This is a genomic window from Arthrobacter sp. 01T428, assembly GCF_056398685.1.
Window position 1 is genome coordinate 95,926 of record NZ_JBFTPW010000011.1, and the last position, 14,940, is coordinate 110,865.

The following is a 14,940-nucleotide window of genomic DNA, read 5'->3' on the forward strand; positions in this document are numbered from 1 at the left end:
CTCAGCGCAGACTCAGGACGTCCGCCAGGGCATTCCCGTCGATGTAGATCGCTGCCTGGGATGCTCCCGTAGCCGCCACCGCGGTTTGCGCCAGCTGAGTCTCGATCCGCGGGTTGTCGCACACGCCTCCAGGGCGAAGTGAACCGCTCAGGTTCACGACGGCGGTGGTGCCGTCGAGGTAGCCCGAAACGTAGCGCAGCGCGGAACCCGAGAGCGCGTTGTACAAACCTGCCCGGGACGCGGTGCCGTCGGGCGCCAGCAACTGCGCCATTGCCCCTGCCAAGCGGTCGCTGCCGGGAGGGGTGGTGACGTGGACGGCCACGAGGCTGTCGTCACAGCCGAACCGCACGCCGCGGCTGCCGCCGTCGCCGATTGCCACGAAATACACGAAAGTCCCAGTCGCTTCTCCGGCGGTCGGGAGGGGCGCGGGAACCGGCGCTGCTATGGGCGCCTGCGGGCTCGCAGCGGTCGGCCGCGGAGCCGCCGGCGGCGGGTTGATATACGGGGGAGGCGCCGGGAGGGGCATGGGAATCGGGCCAGCTACCGGCTCCTGCGTCACCTGGACGGAGCCCGGTGAGGCCGGTTGTGTGGAGAGTGAGCCGCCCGGATCGGTGCCGCCGGGGGAAGCGCAGCCAGCCAGGCAGGGCGCGAGGGATAGGCACAGCGCGGCGACCGCCGTCGTCGTGCATTTCACGCCGCGTCCGACCCGCATGAAAGCCCCCGCGCTTTGCCCTGATCACTCCTGGTGCCTGTAACTCAACGTTACGGCTGGCCGATCGGGTGTGGGCCGCTCCGTCCATGACGGTTCGGCCTCAGCTCAGTCACGGAATGGTAGCGGCGCGGCGACGCGCTTCCGTTCCGAAGCGAGGTCCGGCTAGTCCGTTCCCTTGATCTTCCGCCAACCGCCGGCACGGTTGTTCGCTGCGATCTGCCGCAGCATGGTGATGAGGGGCGCGCGGGGAATCGGCCCGTGCTGGTGGAAGGTGATCATGCGGGCGGTCTTGTTGTCGTGACCCGATGTGATGATGTTGTCCGGGTCGGGAACAATCGCACCGTCGTAGAGGAACAGGTTGACGTGGTCCTTGGCTGCGAGCAACGCGCAAACGTTGCCCTCGAGGACGAAGTAGGGCCGGGTGCGGCGCTTGATCGTTTCGACGATTTCAGGCTCGGCTTCGTGGATGAGATCGCGTAGTTGCTCTCCGATGGCGCGCTGCCAGTCCGGGAGGGCCTCAAGGTAGGCATCGACGTCGGGATGGCGGTTGTAATCGGCCATGCCGCCATCGTATCGACAAAGAACGCCCCCGCCCACGCCTCAACGGCTGGACGGGGGCGTTCTCGCGGCGAGCGGGGGAACTAGGCTGCGACGTCTTCCTGGACGGCGGTCAACGGCTCGAAGATGCCCTTGATCTGCTCCACAACTTCGGCGTCGTCCTTCGGGTGCAGTTCAGCGAAGCGGATCATGGAGCCGGGAACGGCAAGCTTGACGTCCTCGAGGACCTTGGCGCCGGCGATGCCAGCGGCCTTGCGGGCCTCGTCCTGTGCCCAGACGCCACCAAACTGGCCAAAGGCGGTACCGACGACGGCGGTCGGCTTGCCTGCCAGCGCGCCGGCGCCGAACGGGCGGGACAGCCAGTCGATGGCGTTCTTGAGCGACGCCGGCATGGTGCCGTTGTGCTCCGGTGTGACGAGCAGGATGGCGTCTGCCTCGGCGGCGGCAGCGCGGAGGGCTGCGGCTTCGGCCGGAACCTGGCCTTCGACGTCGATGTCTTCGTTGTAGAACGGGATGTTGCCGAGGGAGCCGTGGATCTGTACTTCGACGTTTTCCGGGGCGTTGAGCTGGATGGCTTCGGCGAGCTTGCGGTTGTGGGAATCGGCGCGGAGGCTGCCAACAAGGGCGAGAACGGTGTTCTTGGACATGGGAACTCCTTGGGTCTGGCCGCGGACGGTGCCGCAGGCGCTCGGTTTTGGAGGCTTTTGCTGCCTTCGTAGATTCTAAACGGACTGCGGTCCGCTTAATATTCCCAAGGCTAGAATGTTTCTGTGAGCCTCATCCCCATCCGGCCCGGTTCGCCTTTCGGGACGCAGCCGGAGCGCAGCGACGCCGCGCGTAACCGCGAACGGCTCCTTCAAGCTGCCAGGGATCTCGTGGCCGAACACGGAGTGGACGCCGTCACGATGGACATGCTCGCGTGCCGGGCCGACGTCGGGAAGGGAACGGTCTTCCGCCGTTTCGGCAGCAGGGCCGGACTGATGATGACCCTCCTGAGCGATGCCGAGGCGGAATTCCAGCGCGAGTTCATCTTCGGTCCGCCGCCCCTGGGCCCGGGAGCGCCCCCGCTCGAGCGCCTCATCGCCTTCGGCGAAGCGCGTATCAAATATGTCGAAGAGTACGGCGAGCTGGCCCGTGCCGCGGCGGAACATTCCCCGCAAAATCGGCACGACGCCCCGCCGGTGGTGTTGTGGCACCGGCACATCGAGATGCTGTTGCGGGAAGCAGGCCTGGACAGCGATCCTTGGCTTCTGGCTCTTTCCCTCGGCGCCACCCTGGATCCCGAGCGCATGCTCCATTCCCTCCGAGTTCACGGAGTTGCGCCGGAACGCCTGGCTGCGTCGTGGCGCGAGCTCGTCACTCGCCTACTGAAAGACTGCTGACATAACCTTCGCCGGGCCATCTTCGCCCGGTAGCGTAGCGGCATGACCCACACACCGATCCGTACCGCCGTCGTCGGCTTTGGCCTTTCCGGCAGCGTCTTTCACGCGCCGTTTATCGCAGCCAATCCCGCGTATTCCCTCGACGTCATCGCCACTTCGGACGCGGGCCGTAAGGCCAAAGCGCAGGAACGGTATCCCGGCACGAGGGTCGTGGACAGTCCGGATGACGTCTTGGCGCTTGCCGGTGACCTCGACCTCGTGGTGCTCGGCACACCGCCTGCGACCCATCACCCGCTCACGAAAGCCGCGCTGGTAGCCGGGCTCGACGTCGTCGTCGACAAGCCGTTCGCGGTGACCAGCGCGCAGGGGCAGGAGCTGATCGAGTTGGCCGCGAAGCTGGGCCGTGTGCTCACCGTCTATCAAAACCGCCGCTGGGACGGCGACGCCCTCACCGTGAAGAAGCTGCTCGACGCCGGGACGCTGGGCGACGTGATGCGCTGCGAGGCGTCAATGGAACGGTGGGCGCCCGAAATCAGCAAGGCGTGGAAGGCCGGCGCCACGGCCGACGACGGCGGTGGGCTGCTCTTCGACCTGGGAACCCACCTGCTTGACCTTGCCCTCCAGATGTTCGGTCCCGCCGAAGTCATCCATGCCGAAATCCTTGCCCGAAGGCCCCGGGAGAAAGCCGACGACGACGTCTTCCTGGTCCTTCAACACGCTTCCGGAGTGCTCAGCCACGTCGCCATGAACGTCAACAGCCAGCTTCACGCACCGCGCTTCCGCATCCTGGGGAGCAAGGGTGGATTCGTGAAGTTCGGAATCGACCCCCAGGAACCGTTCATCGTGGCGGGCGGCCGGCCCACCGATGGCGCCTACGGCGTCGACGATCCGCACCACTACGGCACCCTGGAAATCGACGGCGTGCGGACCACGGTACCCACCGAGCGCGGCGCCTACCAGGAGTTCTACCGGATCCTTGCGGAGAAGATCGCCGACGGCGGTGCCGCCTCCGCTTTGCCGCTCCCCGTGGATCCGGCCGGGCCAGTCGAGGTACTCAAGCTGATTGAGCGGGCCCGGACACTCGCCTGAAAGTTTTTTGGATAAGGGCGTAACTTCGACGGGACCGCCAGCGATGTAAGGGGAGTGTGGGCAACGTCCGCACTGATCATCCAGTAGCGACAAAGCCGCTGCCGGAGTAGTCCCAAAACGTTTGTCGGAGGGTTTCATGTCCTTGTTCACTGTCCTTGCCACTAGCAAAATCGCCGCCGGCGTCCTCGCTGCCGGAGCTGTAGCGGTCGGCGGAACCGGCGTCGCAGCCTTCAACGGAGCACTTCCCAACGATCTGCAGAAGAGCGCCCACGAGCTGCTCGGCGCCCCGGCTCCGGTAGCGTCCAAAGCAGCCGAGTCCGCGCTGTCCAAGACTGCCGACGCGTCCCAGACGGCAACGTCCAAGGCAACTGACGCCGCTGCCGATGCCAAGTCCAAGGCCACGGACGCCGTCGACGACGCAAAGTCCAAGGCCGCAGCGGCAGCCGCTTCAGCCAAAGCCACCTCGCCTGAGGCATTCGGCCTCTGCACCGCCCTCCTCAACGGCGGCCTGAAGGCTGACGCCAAGGTACCCGGTTACTCCTCACTGGTAGTCGCCGCTGGCGGCGAGGCCAACGTCAACGCACACTGCGCCACCGTCGTGAGCGAAGGCAAGGCCGCCGGCCTGAACGCTGACGGATCTGCTTCCGCCAAGGCCGACGCCGATGGAAACGCCGCAGTGCCGGCCGTACCGGCTGTTCCCGCCGTGCCGTCTGCACCGGCCGTTCCTGCTGTACCGGCCGTCCCGGCTGTGCCGTCCCACGTGCCGACCGCACCGGTGCACGTGCCGTCCGATTCTGTCAGCCCGTAACACTGCGGCTACGCTTGAACGGCGGGGCTCCTTGGCTAAATGACAAGGAGCCCCGCGACGCAACAGACGGCGGCAGTGGTCATTTCCTAGGCCAGGGACGATGACCGTGCTGCGTGGGATGGAGGGGTCGCGGGTGCTTGACCCTTTGGCTGACGAATATTTGCAGGCGGACGAGGAAGATCCCGCCCTGCTCTTCACGGCTGCCTACAACGAATTTTCCGGACCGGTGTTTGGATACCTGCGAGCCCGCGGCGTAGACGATCCGGAAGCAGTTACCCAGGACGTGTTCCTGGCCCTCTATCCCAAACTGGATTCCCTCCGCGGAGGTCTCCAGGGAGCCAAGACCCTCCTCTTCTCCATAGCGCACGCGCGAATGGTGGATCACTACCGGAAGCGGGAACGCACCCCTGATTCCGCGCCCTATGAATCCGATCTGGATTCGCGGCGCGCGCCTTCGGCCGAGGACCAGGCATTCGGGCATGGCGCAGGCCTGGGTGTAACCGAGCTACTGGCGGACCTCAATCCCGACTACCGGGAGGTCCTGGCACTACGGGTCGTGGCGGACCTTTCGTTGGAAGAAACAGCGGACATCATGGGCAAGTCCCAAGGAGCCGTGAAGCAGTTGCAGCGCAGGGCATTGAGTGCACTGAGAGAACGTGCACTACTAAGGAATGGCACATCATGAGCGAAAAATCCGCATCCTTCGGCGAGCAAGGCGTTGACCGCCTGCTTGCTGAAGCCGGGCTCGACGAAGCGTACGAGATCCGGACCGAGCTGCTGGAACTGCGCGCCCTTGCGAGCACCCGGCCGCAGCCATCGGCGGCTGTGCAGGCTTTGATGGCACCTGCGGGCGTTGCGGCTGCTCCTGTCGCGGCCACAACCCCGCTAGCCCGCGCCGCGGCCACCCCTGTTGATGAACTGGCCGCTCGTCGCCGTCGTAAGCGCCGCGCCGGCATTGCGGCTCTTGCCGTTGCGGCCTCCCTTGCCGCCGGAGCTACCGCCGCGGCTGCGTCCGACGGCGGCATTCCGGGAACGATCGAACACTTGGGCGCCGTGGTGGGATCCGTTGTTTCGCAGCTCACCCCTGGATCGGGCGGCAACGCTCCACAACAGCAAGGAACCCGCCAGGAGCCGGTCCCTATGCCCACCCGGGAAACAAACGTTCCCGGATCGCCCTCTCCGGAGTCCTCTGCGCCTGGGGCCCAAAACACCGCGCATCCTTCGCCGCACGCCACTCCCGGCACTACTGCGCCGGGGTCCGAGTCGGATCCGCGCAATGGATTGCACGATATCGCCAAGGGCCGCCCGGGACAGATCACGATCCCGACGCCGGAGGTCCCAACCCCCACGCTGCCGTTGCCCCAACCGGTTCCGTCCGAGATTCTTCCGGGCAGCCCGGTCAAGCCGTAACTGGCGTCGTGGAGTGTCCGGCGTCGTGCTCGGACGAGCCGCTCAGGCGGCCGGGGGTACTCCATTAGACGCTCCTGCAGATATGGCCTATTTTCACCCGACGCTCGCTCACCAATACGCCTGATACCTTCAACGCTCGCTCAGAAGATCTGAGCGAGCGTCGGGCCAAATTGCCCTAAAAGTGAGCGAGCGTCGGGCCGAAATGCCCTAAAAGTGAGCGAGCGTCGGTGGGGACCACGACGGCGGGGTGCCGCTTCCCGTGGAAGCCGCACCCCGCCGTCGTGATCGCTAAGCCGCCCCGGTGAGGGGCGGAGAGGAAACTATGCCGAGACCAGGTTGTGCCAATCGGCGACGAGGGGCAGGTTGTGCGCCTCGGAAACCGAGCGGTGCGTGACCTTGCCTGCCGCGATGTTGAGGCCGGCCGCCAGTGCGGGGTCGCGGTCGAATGCAGCCCTGACGCCCAGGTTGGCCAGTGACACCGCGTAGCGCAGGGTGACGTTGGTCAGGGCGTAAGTGGAAGTGTTCGGAACGGCGCCCGGCATGTTGGCGACGCAGTAGAAGATCGTGTTGTGGACCTTGTACGTGGGTTCCTGGTGCGTGGTGGGGTGCGTGTCCTCGAAGCAGCCGCCCTGGTCCACTGCGATGTCCACCAGCACGGAGCCGGGCTTCATGCGGGAAACCAGCTCGTTGGTGACCAGCTTGGGGGCCTTGGCGCCCGGGATCAGCACGGAACCGATGACGAGGTCGGCGTCGACCACGGACTTCTCGATCTCGTATGCGTTGGAGGCGACCGTCTTCAGGCGGCCCTGGTAGAGGGCGTCCAGTTCGCGGAGGCGGTTGATGTTGATGTCCAGGATGGTGACGTCGGCGCCCAGGCCCAAGGCCATGGCGGCGGCGTTGGTACCGGCAACACCGGCGCCGAGGACAACAACCTTGGCCGGGCGGACGCCGGGTACGCCGCCCAGCAGCACACCCTTGCCACCGGCCGGAGCCATGAGGGAGGAAGCGCCGACGACGACCGACAGGCGGCCGGCAACCTCGGACATGGGTGCCAACAGAGGCAGCGCGCGGCCGTCCTGGACGGTTTCGTAGGCGATGGCCGTGACGCCGGAGTTGATGAGTTCCTGGGTCAGCTCGGCCTCGGCGGCCAAGTGCAGGTAGGTGAAGAGGATCAGGCCCTTGCGGAAGCGGTGGTACTCGGCCTTGATCGGTTCCTTGACCTTCATGACCATGTCAGCGCGTGCCCAGACGTCGTCGGCCTCGGCCACGATCTCAGCGCCGGCAACCGAGTATTCCTCGTCCGTGATACCGGAGCCCAGGCCTGCGCCCCGTTCCACCAGAACGGTGTGGCCGTGGGTGCGGAACTCGTGAACGCCCGCGGCCGTGATGGCAACGCGGAATTCGTTGTTCTTGATCTCTTTGGGGACACCGATGATCATTTTGGGCTCCATCTTCGAAAGGCTTCAACGGCCTTTTTCTCTGCGGGGGACTGTGCTTCCAGAATAAATCCGCTGTGAGCCAGCCGACAGGAAAGGCGATCGTCACGGTTGCCGACTTCCCCGGAATTCCGCGGTTTTTGCCGCCCTCGACTCGACATTTGTCGATATTGAGGGCGTCAGGTGTCGCCTGATGTTCGTGGGGCAAAGTAGTGTTTTCTCCATGCAGCAAGACGTGGAGAAAATCGTCGAGGACGTAGCACTCAAGTTGGGCCGTGGCCTCTCCTTGGAAGACCTTGACGGCGTGCTGCTCGCCTACAGTTCCAACCAGTCCCACGCCGACCGTGTGCGCGTGAATTTCCTCCTGAGCAAGCGTGTCCCGGTGGACGTCAGCGCCTGGCAGCTCTCGCACGGCATCGCAACCGCGGTGCGTCCCGTCGTCGTACCCGCCAATGAAGAACTCGGGATGGTCGGGCGGGTTTGCGTCCCGTTGCTGGTGCGCGGATTCCGTGTGGGATACCTCTGGGTCCAGCAGGACCTTGACGAGCAGACCGCGACGGCGATACTCGCCGAATTGCCTGGTGTCCGGGACGAGTTGGACCTCCTCGCGGGGTTGCTGCTCGATTCCAATACGGCGGAATCGGAGTTCCGGCGCCGCCGTGAGCAGGAATTCCTCGCTGCATGCCAAGGCGAGTCCAACGCGGTGGCGGCCGTGGCGGGATGGAAGGAGATCCAAGGCAGGGGACCGTGGCAGCTGGTTACCGTGCTCGATGCTGCGGACAGTGGCGGTGTCTCTGATCCGATCGCGGCGACCCTGACACACCGTTCCGCCGCACTGCAGGCCACTATCGGGGTCGATTCCGTGCTTTTCAGCGCCGGGACTGAGACGCACTCGGTCCTGTTGTTCCGCGAAACGGGCGGACGGGCAGAGCATGCCCAGGTCCTGGTCCACTATCAGCTGGAACTCGCCAAGCGCGCCGGCCGAAAAGTGGACCGCGTCATTCTTGGCATCAGCGAGCCGTTTGCGGCTATTCGCCAACTGGGCCGGGCGTACCGGCAGTCGAAGCTCGCGGCCCAGGCTGCCGCCGTCGATCCTCCGCTCGGCGAGCTCGTGGACAGCCGCTCGGCCGGGATCTATCAGTTGTTCGAACGGCTACAGGCGCCCGGGGGGTGGGACGATTCGGGTTCCGTGCACTTCCAGGAGATCGAGGACGCCGACCGCAACGGCGAGCTGCTGCCCGTGCTCGAACTGCTTTACGACAGCGACGGCTCCGTTCAGGATGTGGCCTCGAAGCTCCACCTGCACCGCAGCAGCATCTACAACCGACTGGCCAGGGTCCGCCAGCTTATCGGAGCGGATCCGCTGAATGGCGCCACCCGGCTCGAACTCCACGCAACGCTCAAGGCGCGCCGCTGGGCTGGCCGACCGCGGATTTGAAGCGCAGGTACCGGAAACCGCGCTGGCCTACTTGTTGAACTGCCTCAACTGAAGGCTGCAGCGCCAGCGGTCCGGGCGGTGCTGAATCATCTGCGTCCAGGTGTTCCGGCAGCATCGTCCGTGCCACTCGACGGCAAATGCTCGATGCCCTCCCATCCTCACTGCAGTGCCTTGGTTGCTGCGTCCAGAATCGACCCAAGATCGACGCCCGGTTGGGTAGGCGGTGGCGTCGGTGTGGGGCTGGCCGGGGTCCGTGGCTTCCAAGAACCTGTGGGTGCGGGAGTCGGAGACGCTGGATCCGTCGGATCCGGTGTCGGGGTTGGGCTAGCGGGTCCGGTCGGACCGGGGCTGGGAGCCGGCGCAGGCTGGGCCGGAACCGGGGTGGAAGGAACAGGCGCCGGGGTGAGGCTTGGGGGCAGCGCTGACGGGAGGGCAGGAACCTGAACGGAGATCGACGGTGCAGGGACGCTCGACGATTCGACAGCTACCGGTCCTTGCGGCGAATGCTGCGCCGGGTCCCCGGCCTGGCCGGACTTGGCGCTCGGGGTAGCTGCCGAAGGTGATTCCGCAGCGCTGGGGGAGGTGCTTGGCGTCGTGGAAGGAGCGCCGGATTGCGTGGAGTCCTGGCTGTCTGCGCTGGCAGCGTCCTGGGCACGGGATTCCTGGCCGAAGAAGGGCAACTCGAGGGCTTGTCCCAGGGAGCCGGCGGCCAACAAGATGCCTAGGGCACCTGTCACCACTGCCATTCGGTTGCTCATCGTCCGGACGGCGGCGGCCTTCTTGAGGACGGCGTGTGGTTCACGGCTGAAGGAGGAACCGGTAAGGGTCGCCGGACCGGCGCCGGCGCGGGTTGCCGCGGGAAGTGCCGTTGTGGCTGCGTGCTCGGTTTTGGCCGACTCTGCTGTCGCGCGAGCCAAGGTCGCAGCAGACACCGTCGGTATGGCCGCAGTGGCCGGCTCAGCTGTCGCAGGAGCCGCGGTCTCGGCAGCGACAGCCGGTATGGCCGCGGTGGCAGGTTCTGTCGCCGCGGCAGGCACTGTTTGAATGGCCGCAGTTTCGCTGGCTTCTGAGGCCCGCTTCCGTTCGGCCGCCCGGGCGGCCGCGCGCGTGGTGGGTGCCGCCGTCGTCGGGGTTGCGGCGGTGGTGGGTGCCGCCGTCGAACTCAAAGGTTCGGAAGCCGGCGCAGCGATGAACGGTTCGCTGTCTGTGGCCCGACGACGTCCGGTTGGTTTGGTGCTCTCGCCCGCCACTTGGGCACGGCGAGGCTGATCCATGGTTGGGGACATGGTGATTGCCTCTCAACGCCTTCGAGGTTAGCTGTCGGGTTCGGACGAGGCCGTCCGGCCGCGCGTGGCGGCTTCACCCCAAGGGCCTGAAGTGGGCCCGGAGACTCTGGGTCCCCCGTCTCTGCCGCGGGTCTGGCGGATTCCGGGTTGCGGCAGAGCTCGGCGTCAACCCGGAAGCGGCCCGGTTGGGGACTGGGTCGCCCCTCGACGTTACAACAGCCGGCATGCAAAGTCACATTTGAATAACGGGCGCGGTGACCCGTTTTTGCCCGGCCTGGCCGGCGATGAGTCCCGCGACGTGTTCGGCGTCGCGGCCGACCCCGCCCACGAGGCCGGAGGTCAACCCGTATTGGAAGGGCATGCCCGCAAAGAACAGTCCTGGGAGTTGTTCTACGGCGCCCCGGAGGGTGAGCGGCCAGCCGTCCCCATCCGTGGGAAGTCCTTGGATCCAGCCAAAGTCCGGTTGGTAACCAGTAGCCCAGATGACCGTGGACACCGGTATCGCGTGGCCTTCATCGGTCAGGGGTTGGCCATCGCGCGTGCCCTTCAGGCGTGGTAGGCGGGTGACTCCCGCGGCGTCGAGCTCCCGCGTTGAGGTCCGGATCAGTGGCGCGCCGTGCTGGGTGAACCCGAGCGCGACCTTGCGGCCGATAGGGGTGGATCTGTTCAGCACCTTGTGGATGAAGAGCCACCAAAGCCCGCCGGCGTATCGCGTCACGGGGCCCGGAATGTGGAACGGAGGGTTTCCTGCGATGTAGGTGCGGTGCGTGGGTGCGAGCTCCAGGGCGATTTCGACGCCGGAGGTGCCGGAGCCGACCACCAGGACATCTCCGGGCGGAATTGAGTCCGGGTTGGAGTATTCCGCTCCGTGCAGTTGGTGGATGCCTGGATCGAGATCCCTGGCGAACGCCGGGACCCGTGGCTGTGTATTCGGGCCCGTGGCAACAACAACGTTTCTCGCCAGGATCGACCCGGCGCTCGACTGCACCCGGAACCGGCCGTCCTCCCGCTCGATGCCGACGACGCGGGCGCCATGGCGTACCGGGAGTTCCCAGTTCGTGGCGTAATTCTCGAGGTATTCGGCCATGGCGTCTTTGCCGGGAAAGGTCCCCCGGGCGGCTGGAAATGGCAGGCCGGGAAGGGAATCGTGCTGCGCCGGGGTGAAGAGGCGCAAGGAATCCCATCGGCTCCGCCACACGTCGCCGACGCGGGCCTGCGAGTCCAGGATGAGGAAATCTTGCAGGTGTTTCTTCAGGTGGTATCCGGTGGCGAGCCCCGCCTGCCCTGCGCCCACAATTACCGTGTTCACTGCCTCATTGCTGTCCATCGCGAAGCCTCCTGAGGTGTCCGAGGTGATTAGAATAGCATTCCAGTCACTGGAATGCTATTCTTTTTTCGTGGAAATCCGGCACAATGACAGGCGCTTAGCTCAAGCTGTCGCAACCAAAGCTGCCGTGGTGGAGGCCGCCCGTCAGCTGTTTCTGAGCAAAGGGTATGTGGCCACCACTATCGGGGCCGTTGCCGAGCAAGCAGGTGTGGCCGTCCAGACCATCTACAACTCCGTGGGCAACAAGGCTGCGCTGCTCTCGGCCGTGGTCGACGCGACGGCGGCGGGTCCGGATGCTCCCCGTTCCGTGCCGGAGACCATGCGCGAGCGGACTGCCGCAGCCGCCGACGCCGGAGCGGTCCTGGCGCTGTTGGCCGACTGGTTTGCCGAGGTGAATCCGCGGAGCACCCAATTGTTCACCGTCATGCGGCAGGCCTCCGCCGTCGACGCCGAAGCCGCAAAAGTGGAGCGGGACCGGGCCGAAACCCGGCTACGGAACTATGCGGAAGCTGCGGCCGCGCTCAGGCGGCGCGGGGCACTGAGCTCCGGCATGAGCGACGAGCAAGCCGCTGCCGTGATCTGGTCGGTGGGTCATCCGGACACCTACCGGTCACTCGTGCTGGACTTCGCCTGGGGATTGGACCGCTACCGGGATTGGGTCCACGCTGCGCTCAAGGCGGCCCTCGCGTAGCTTTTCTACTTGTTGCTTTCCTCTTCCGCCGCGGCCGTCTTCTTCTGGGTTTCCAGCCACGTCATGATGTCCGCGAGCCTGATGCGCCGATGCGTGCCGCGGTATTCCACCGGGATTTCGCCACGGTCAGTCATGTTCCGCAGGTAGGTGTGCGAGATTCCCGCGAGTTCGGCCGCCCTCGACGTCGTGAGCATTTCCTCGACGCTGCTCACCGTCACAGCTTCACCTCGGCCCAGCCTGCCAAGGAGGTCGACGACGGCGTCCCTCGCCTCATCCGGCAGCCGGTGGACCGTGCCATCCACGAAGACGGTGATGTCGTTGCTGTCCTGGAGTGAGCGCGCCAGGTTACGGGCGTCGTCCGCGGGCAAGCCAGGCGTCACGCGGGGAGCTATCAATGCCATGGCAGAAGCCTAGTCGCGCTCAAGGCTGTGCGGTTACGCCGCCGTGTTAGATTCACGCCTATGGTCAACTACCCCGCCAATCCGGATCCCGCGCTCGCCGTGGCCGCGGCAATCGATCTACTGGTGCGGCAAGGCTATGACGCGACCTCCGTGGACGACCTTGCCGATGCCGCAGGGATCAGCCGGAGCACGTTTTTCCGCAAGTTCGGCTCCAAAGAGGACATTGTTTTCGCTGATCACGACCGTATTCTGGCGCGGGTCCAGGACCTCCTTGCGCGGACGACGGCGGATCCGTTGCGTGCCGTCGTGGATGCCGCGCTCTTGGTTTTTGGCCACCATGTGGGCAACTGGAGAACCTCCCTCGCCCGCTACGAGCTTCTGCATCAAGTGCCGGCCCTTCGTGATCGTGAACTTGTCATGACGCATCGCTATCAACGGGCTTTCCGGAATCATCTTCTTTCCGCGTTGCCCGAGGGCGAAAGCCGCGAGGTCACGGCCGTGGCCTTTGCCGCTTCGGTGGTTGCTGTGCACAACAGCGTCCTGCGCCAATGGCTGCGGGCGGTTTCTGCTGGCGAACGCGAGGCGGATGCGGAGCGCGTCACGGGCGCGGAGCGCGACGGGCGGGAAGCTGAAGCCGGGGAGTTGGCCACCAGGCTCGGGCGTGAATTGGGCGCGTTGGCGGACACGTTCGCCCGTGTTTCAACCGGCGAGGCGGGTAGCGACGCAGCCGGTGCTGCGTCCGCGCAAGGCGGCCGTCCCGCCGTCGTGGTTGCTGTCCTCGATCCGGCAGCGGGTACGGAAGAGATCATTCAAGCGGTTCGGGACGCGCTGGCTTAGTTCGATCCAGCAGAGTCCATGGTTGGAACTGAGTTCCTTGACATGAAACTGAGTGTCAGCGCATGCTGGGAGTCGTAGATCGCAACCCCGAGCGAGGATCCCCCATGACGACGATGTCCAACAGCGCTTCCGAGGAACTGGATGCCATATTCCCGGTCGGCGCAGCTTTTCCGGCTGGCACCATGGAGCCCGAGTATGTCCTGAACGAATCCCTGGACCCGGACCCGGCCTCCGTCTTCAAGGACGTTAGCCGCGAAGACCGCGCCTACTGGGACCGCGCGCGGACCTTTGTCCAGGACGACGTGCTCCCGGTCATCGCGGGGTACTGGGAGCGCGCGGAGTATCCGCTCCATCTGGTGAAGCGCCTGGGTGAACTTGATCTGCTGCGCGACGGAATCAACGTCGACGGGTTCCCGGCCATGAGCAAAACCGCCGCCGGACTGGTCACCATGGAACTGAGCCGCGGGGACGGCTCCATCGGCACGGTGGTCGCTGTCCAGGGCGGCTTGGCTTTGCGGTCCGTGGCGGAATGCGGTTCCCCAGAGCAGCAGGACCGTTGGCTTCCCGTGCTTTCCCGCGCCGAGGAATATGGCGCTTTCGCCTTGACCGAGCCCGCGCACGGTTCCGATTCGGTGGGACTCGAGACGACTGCGACCGCCGTCGATGGCGGCTATGTGCTCAACGGTGAAAAGAAATGGATCGGCAACGGCTCAATCGGCGGGCTGACCGTCGTCTGGGCCCGTGGCGACGACGGGCAGGTTCACGGATACCTCGTCCCCCAGGATTCCCCCGGGTACTCCGCCACGACCATTGAAGGCAAGCTGTCACTCAGGGCAATCTGGCAGGCACACATCCGCCTTGAGGATGTCTTCGTCCCGGCGGAAAACGCGCTCCCGGGTGCCCGGAGTTTCAAGGACACAGCCCGGGTGCTCTTGGCGACCCGGCTGGGAGTGGCCTGGTCCGCCGTCGGGCACGCCACTGCCTGTTACGAAACCGCGGTGCAGTACGCGGCCCAACGCCGGCAGTTCGGCCGCCCACTGGCCGCTTCGCAGATTGTGCAGGAGCGACTTGCCCGGATGCATTCGGAGCTCGCCACCATGCAGCTCATGGTCATGCAGATGACCAAGCTGGACGATGAGGGCGTGCTGACTCCCGCGCAGGCGGCGCTCGCGAAGTTCACCTGCACTCGCACTGCCCGCAGCATCGCCTCGAACGCGCGCGACTTGCTCGGTGGCAACGGGATCTTGTTGGCCAACCGCGTGGCCCGGCACTTCGCCGACATAGAGGGCATCCATACCTATGAAGGCACAGAGACTGTCCAAGCGTTGATCATCGGACGCTCGATCACGGGTATCTCCGCCTTCGCCTAAGGCGGTATCCCCCGCCCCCGGCGCGGCCCCCCAGACGCTCGCTCAGATATGAGCGCAATCGACGTAACGCTCGCTCGCTAATCAACGGTGAGCGAGCGTCTGGCGGGAAGCCACCGTATGTGAGCGAGCGTTTCAGGGGAGGCCACCATATGTGAGCGAGCGTTTGACCGGAAGCCACTGTATGTGAGCGAGCGT

The 14,940-nt window shown here is 65.7% G+C and carries 16 protein-coding genes and 1 riboswitch; of the genes, 9 read left to right on the forward strand and 7 right to left on the reverse strand.

Annotated features, from left to right (window positions below):
* Nucleotide 1: 1 nt before the first annotated feature.
* From AC1DJB_RS13995 to AC1DJB_RS14005, 3 genes are all read right to left on the reverse strand, one after another.
* Nucleotides 2–388, reverse strand: coding sequence for a GerMN domain-containing protein (locus tag AC1DJB_RS13995; RefSeq protein ID WP_441433033.1), 387 nt, complete (start codon nt 386–388; stop codon nt 2–4).
* A gap of 486 nt (nt 389–874) precedes the next feature.
* Nucleotides 875–1,273: a DUF1801 domain-containing protein gene (locus AC1DJB_RS14000; RefSeq protein WP_306963626.1), complete on the reverse strand. Its 399-nt coding sequence runs from the start codon at nt 1,271–1,273 to the stop codon at nt 875–877.
* An 80-nt stretch (nt 1,274–1,353) separates the two neighbouring features.
* Nucleotides 1,354–1,917, reverse strand: a complete 564-nt coding sequence (locus AC1DJB_RS14005; protein ID WP_306963624.1) for an NAD(P)H-dependent oxidoreductase — start codon at nt 1,915–1,917, stop codon at nt 1,354–1,356.
* Nucleotides 1,918–2,040: 123 nt separating this feature from the next.
* On the opposite strand from AC1DJB_RS14005, the gene AC1DJB_RS14010 reads away from it, so the two are divergent.
* From AC1DJB_RS14010 to AC1DJB_RS14030, 5 genes are all read left to right on the forward strand, one after another.
* Complete coding sequence (locus AC1DJB_RS14010) at nt 2,041–2,652, forward strand: TetR/AcrR family transcriptional regulator (protein ID WP_476910542.1); 612 nt, start codon at nt 2,041–2,043, stop codon at nt 2,650–2,652.
* A 42-nt stretch (nt 2,653–2,694) separates the two neighbouring features.
* Nucleotides 2,695–3,741, forward strand: a complete 1,047-nt coding sequence (locus AC1DJB_RS14015) for a Gfo/Idh/MocA family protein (RefSeq protein ID WP_476910543.1) — start codon at nt 2,695–2,697, stop codon at nt 3,739–3,741.
* 136 nt (nt 3,742–3,877) lie between these two features.
* Nucleotides 3,878–4,549: a hypothetical protein gene (locus AC1DJB_RS14020; RefSeq protein ID WP_059388726.1), complete on the forward strand. Its 672-nt coding sequence runs from the start codon at nt 3,878–3,880 to the stop codon at nt 4,547–4,549.
* Between the two features lie 133 nt (nt 4,550–4,682).
* A complete protein-coding gene (locus AC1DJB_RS14025) occupies nt 4,683–5,234 on the forward strand; it encodes an RNA polymerase sigma factor (RefSeq protein WP_059388725.1) in 552 nt (183 codons plus the stop codon).
* Nucleotides 5,231–5,959 (forward strand): hypothetical protein, encoded by a 729-nt coding sequence (locus AC1DJB_RS14030; protein ID WP_306963617.1) that lies wholly within the window; start codon nt 5,231–5,233, stop codon nt 5,957–5,959. The genes AC1DJB_RS14025 and AC1DJB_RS14030 overlap by 4 nt, the downstream gene beginning before the upstream one ends.
* A 320-nt stretch (nt 5,960–6,279) precedes the next feature.
* On the opposite strand, the gene ald is transcribed toward AC1DJB_RS14030, so the two are convergent.
* Nucleotides 6,280–7,398 (reverse strand): alanine dehydrogenase, encoded by a 1,119-nt coding sequence (gene ald / locus AC1DJB_RS14035; RefSeq protein WP_284988959.1) that lies wholly within the window; start codon nt 7,396–7,398, stop codon nt 6,280–6,282.
* Nucleotides 7,399–7,618: 220 nt separating this feature from the next.
* Between ald and AC1DJB_RS14040 the strand changes: the two genes are divergently transcribed.
* Nucleotides 7,619–8,833, forward strand: coding sequence for a PucR family transcriptional regulator (locus tag AC1DJB_RS14040; protein WP_306963614.1), 1,215 nt, complete (start codon nt 7,619–7,621; stop codon nt 8,831–8,833).
* A 158-nt stretch (nt 8,834–8,991) separates the two neighbouring features.
* Here the strand turns inward: AC1DJB_RS14040 and AC1DJB_RS14045 are convergent, their stop codons facing one another.
* Both AC1DJB_RS14045 and AC1DJB_RS14050 read right to left on the reverse strand, forming a co-directional pair.
* Nucleotides 8,992–10,119, reverse strand: a complete 1,128-nt coding sequence (locus AC1DJB_RS14045) for a hypothetical protein (protein ID WP_441437718.1) — start codon at nt 10,117–10,119, stop codon at nt 8,992–8,994.
* A gap of 2 nt (nt 10,120–10,121) precedes the next feature.
* A riboswitch (cyclic di-AMP (ydaO/yuaA leader) is annotated at nt 10,122–10,267 on the reverse strand.
* 84 nt (nt 10,268–10,351) lie between these two features.
* Nucleotides 10,352–11,446, reverse strand: coding sequence for a flavin-containing monooxygenase (locus AC1DJB_RS14050; protein WP_441437719.1), 1,095 nt, complete (start codon nt 11,444–11,446; stop codon nt 10,352–10,354).
* 70 nt (nt 11,447–11,516) lie between these two features.
* On the opposite strand from AC1DJB_RS14050, the gene AC1DJB_RS14055 reads away from it, so the two are divergent.
* Nucleotides 11,517–12,137, forward strand: a complete 621-nt coding sequence (locus tag AC1DJB_RS14055; protein ID WP_441437720.1) for a TetR/AcrR family transcriptional regulator — start codon at nt 11,517–11,519, stop codon at nt 12,135–12,137.
* 5 nt (nt 12,138–12,142) lie between these two features.
* On the opposite strand, the gene AC1DJB_RS14060 is transcribed toward AC1DJB_RS14055, so the two are convergent.
* On the reverse strand, nt 12,143–12,538 hold the full coding sequence (locus tag AC1DJB_RS14060) for a helix-turn-helix domain-containing protein (RefSeq protein ID WP_059388722.1): 396 nt from the start codon (nt 12,536–12,538) through the stop codon (nt 12,143–12,145).
* A 60-nt stretch (nt 12,539–12,598) separates the two neighbouring features.
* Here AC1DJB_RS14060 and AC1DJB_RS14065 point away from each other — a divergent pair, with 60 nt between their 5' ends.
* Entirely contained in the window at nt 12,599–13,375 is a 777-nt protein-coding gene (locus AC1DJB_RS14065) for a TetR/AcrR family transcriptional regulator (RefSeq protein ID WP_476910544.1), read from the forward strand.
* A 113-nt stretch (nt 13,376–13,488) separates the two neighbouring features.
* On the forward strand, nt 13,489–14,745 hold the full coding sequence (locus AC1DJB_RS14070; protein WP_441433054.1) for an acyl-CoA dehydrogenase family protein: 1,257 nt from the start codon (nt 13,489–13,491) through the stop codon (nt 14,743–14,745).
* The last annotated feature ends 195 nt before the right edge of the window (nt 14,746–14,940 follow it).

Coding starts and splice junctions, on each gene's coding strand:
- AC1DJB_RS14015 (WP_476910543.1), top strand. CDS start 2,695: ATGACCCACACACCGATCCGTACCGCCGTCGTCGGCTTTGGCCTTTCC.
- AC1DJB_RS14070 (WP_441433054.1), top strand. CDS start 13,489: ATGTCCAACAGCGCTTCCGAGGAACTGGATGCCATATTCCCGGTCGGC.
- AC1DJB_RS14020 (WP_059388726.1), top strand. CDS start 3,878: ATGTCCTTGTTCACTGTCCTTGCCACTAGCAAAATCGCCGCCGGCGTC.
- AC1DJB_RS14065 (WP_476910544.1), top strand. CDS start 12,599: ATGGTCAACTACCCCGCCAATCCGGATCCCGCGCTCGCCGTGGCCGCG.
- AC1DJB_RS14050 (WP_441437719.1), bottom strand. CDS start 11,446: ATGGACAGCAATGAGGCAGTGAACACGGTAATTGTGGGCGCAGGGCAG.
- AC1DJB_RS14040 (WP_306963614.1), top strand. CDS start 7,619: ATGCAGCAAGACGTGGAGAAAATCGTCGAGGACGTAGCACTCAAGTTG.
- ald (WP_284988959.1), bottom strand. CDS start 7,398: ATGATCATCGGTGTCCCCAAAGAGATCAAGAACAACGAATTCCGCGTT.
- AC1DJB_RS14005 (WP_306963624.1), bottom strand. CDS start 1,917: ATGTCCAAGAACACCGTTCTCGCCCTTGTTGGCAGCCTCCGCGCCGAT.
- AC1DJB_RS14045 (WP_441437718.1), bottom strand. CDS start 10,119: ATGTCCCCAACCATGGATCAGCCTCGCCGTGCCCAAGTGGCGGGCGAG.
- AC1DJB_RS14060 (WP_059388722.1), bottom strand. CDS start 12,538: ATGGCATTGATAGCTCCCCGCGTGACGCCTGGCTTGCCCGCGGACGAC.
- AC1DJB_RS14030 (WP_306963617.1), top strand. CDS start 5,231: ATGAGCGAAAAATCCGCATCCTTCGGCGAGCAAGGCGTTGACCGCCTG.
- AC1DJB_RS14000 (WP_306963626.1), bottom strand. CDS start 1,273: ATGGCCGATTACAACCGCCATCCCGACGTCGATGCCTACCTTGAGGCC.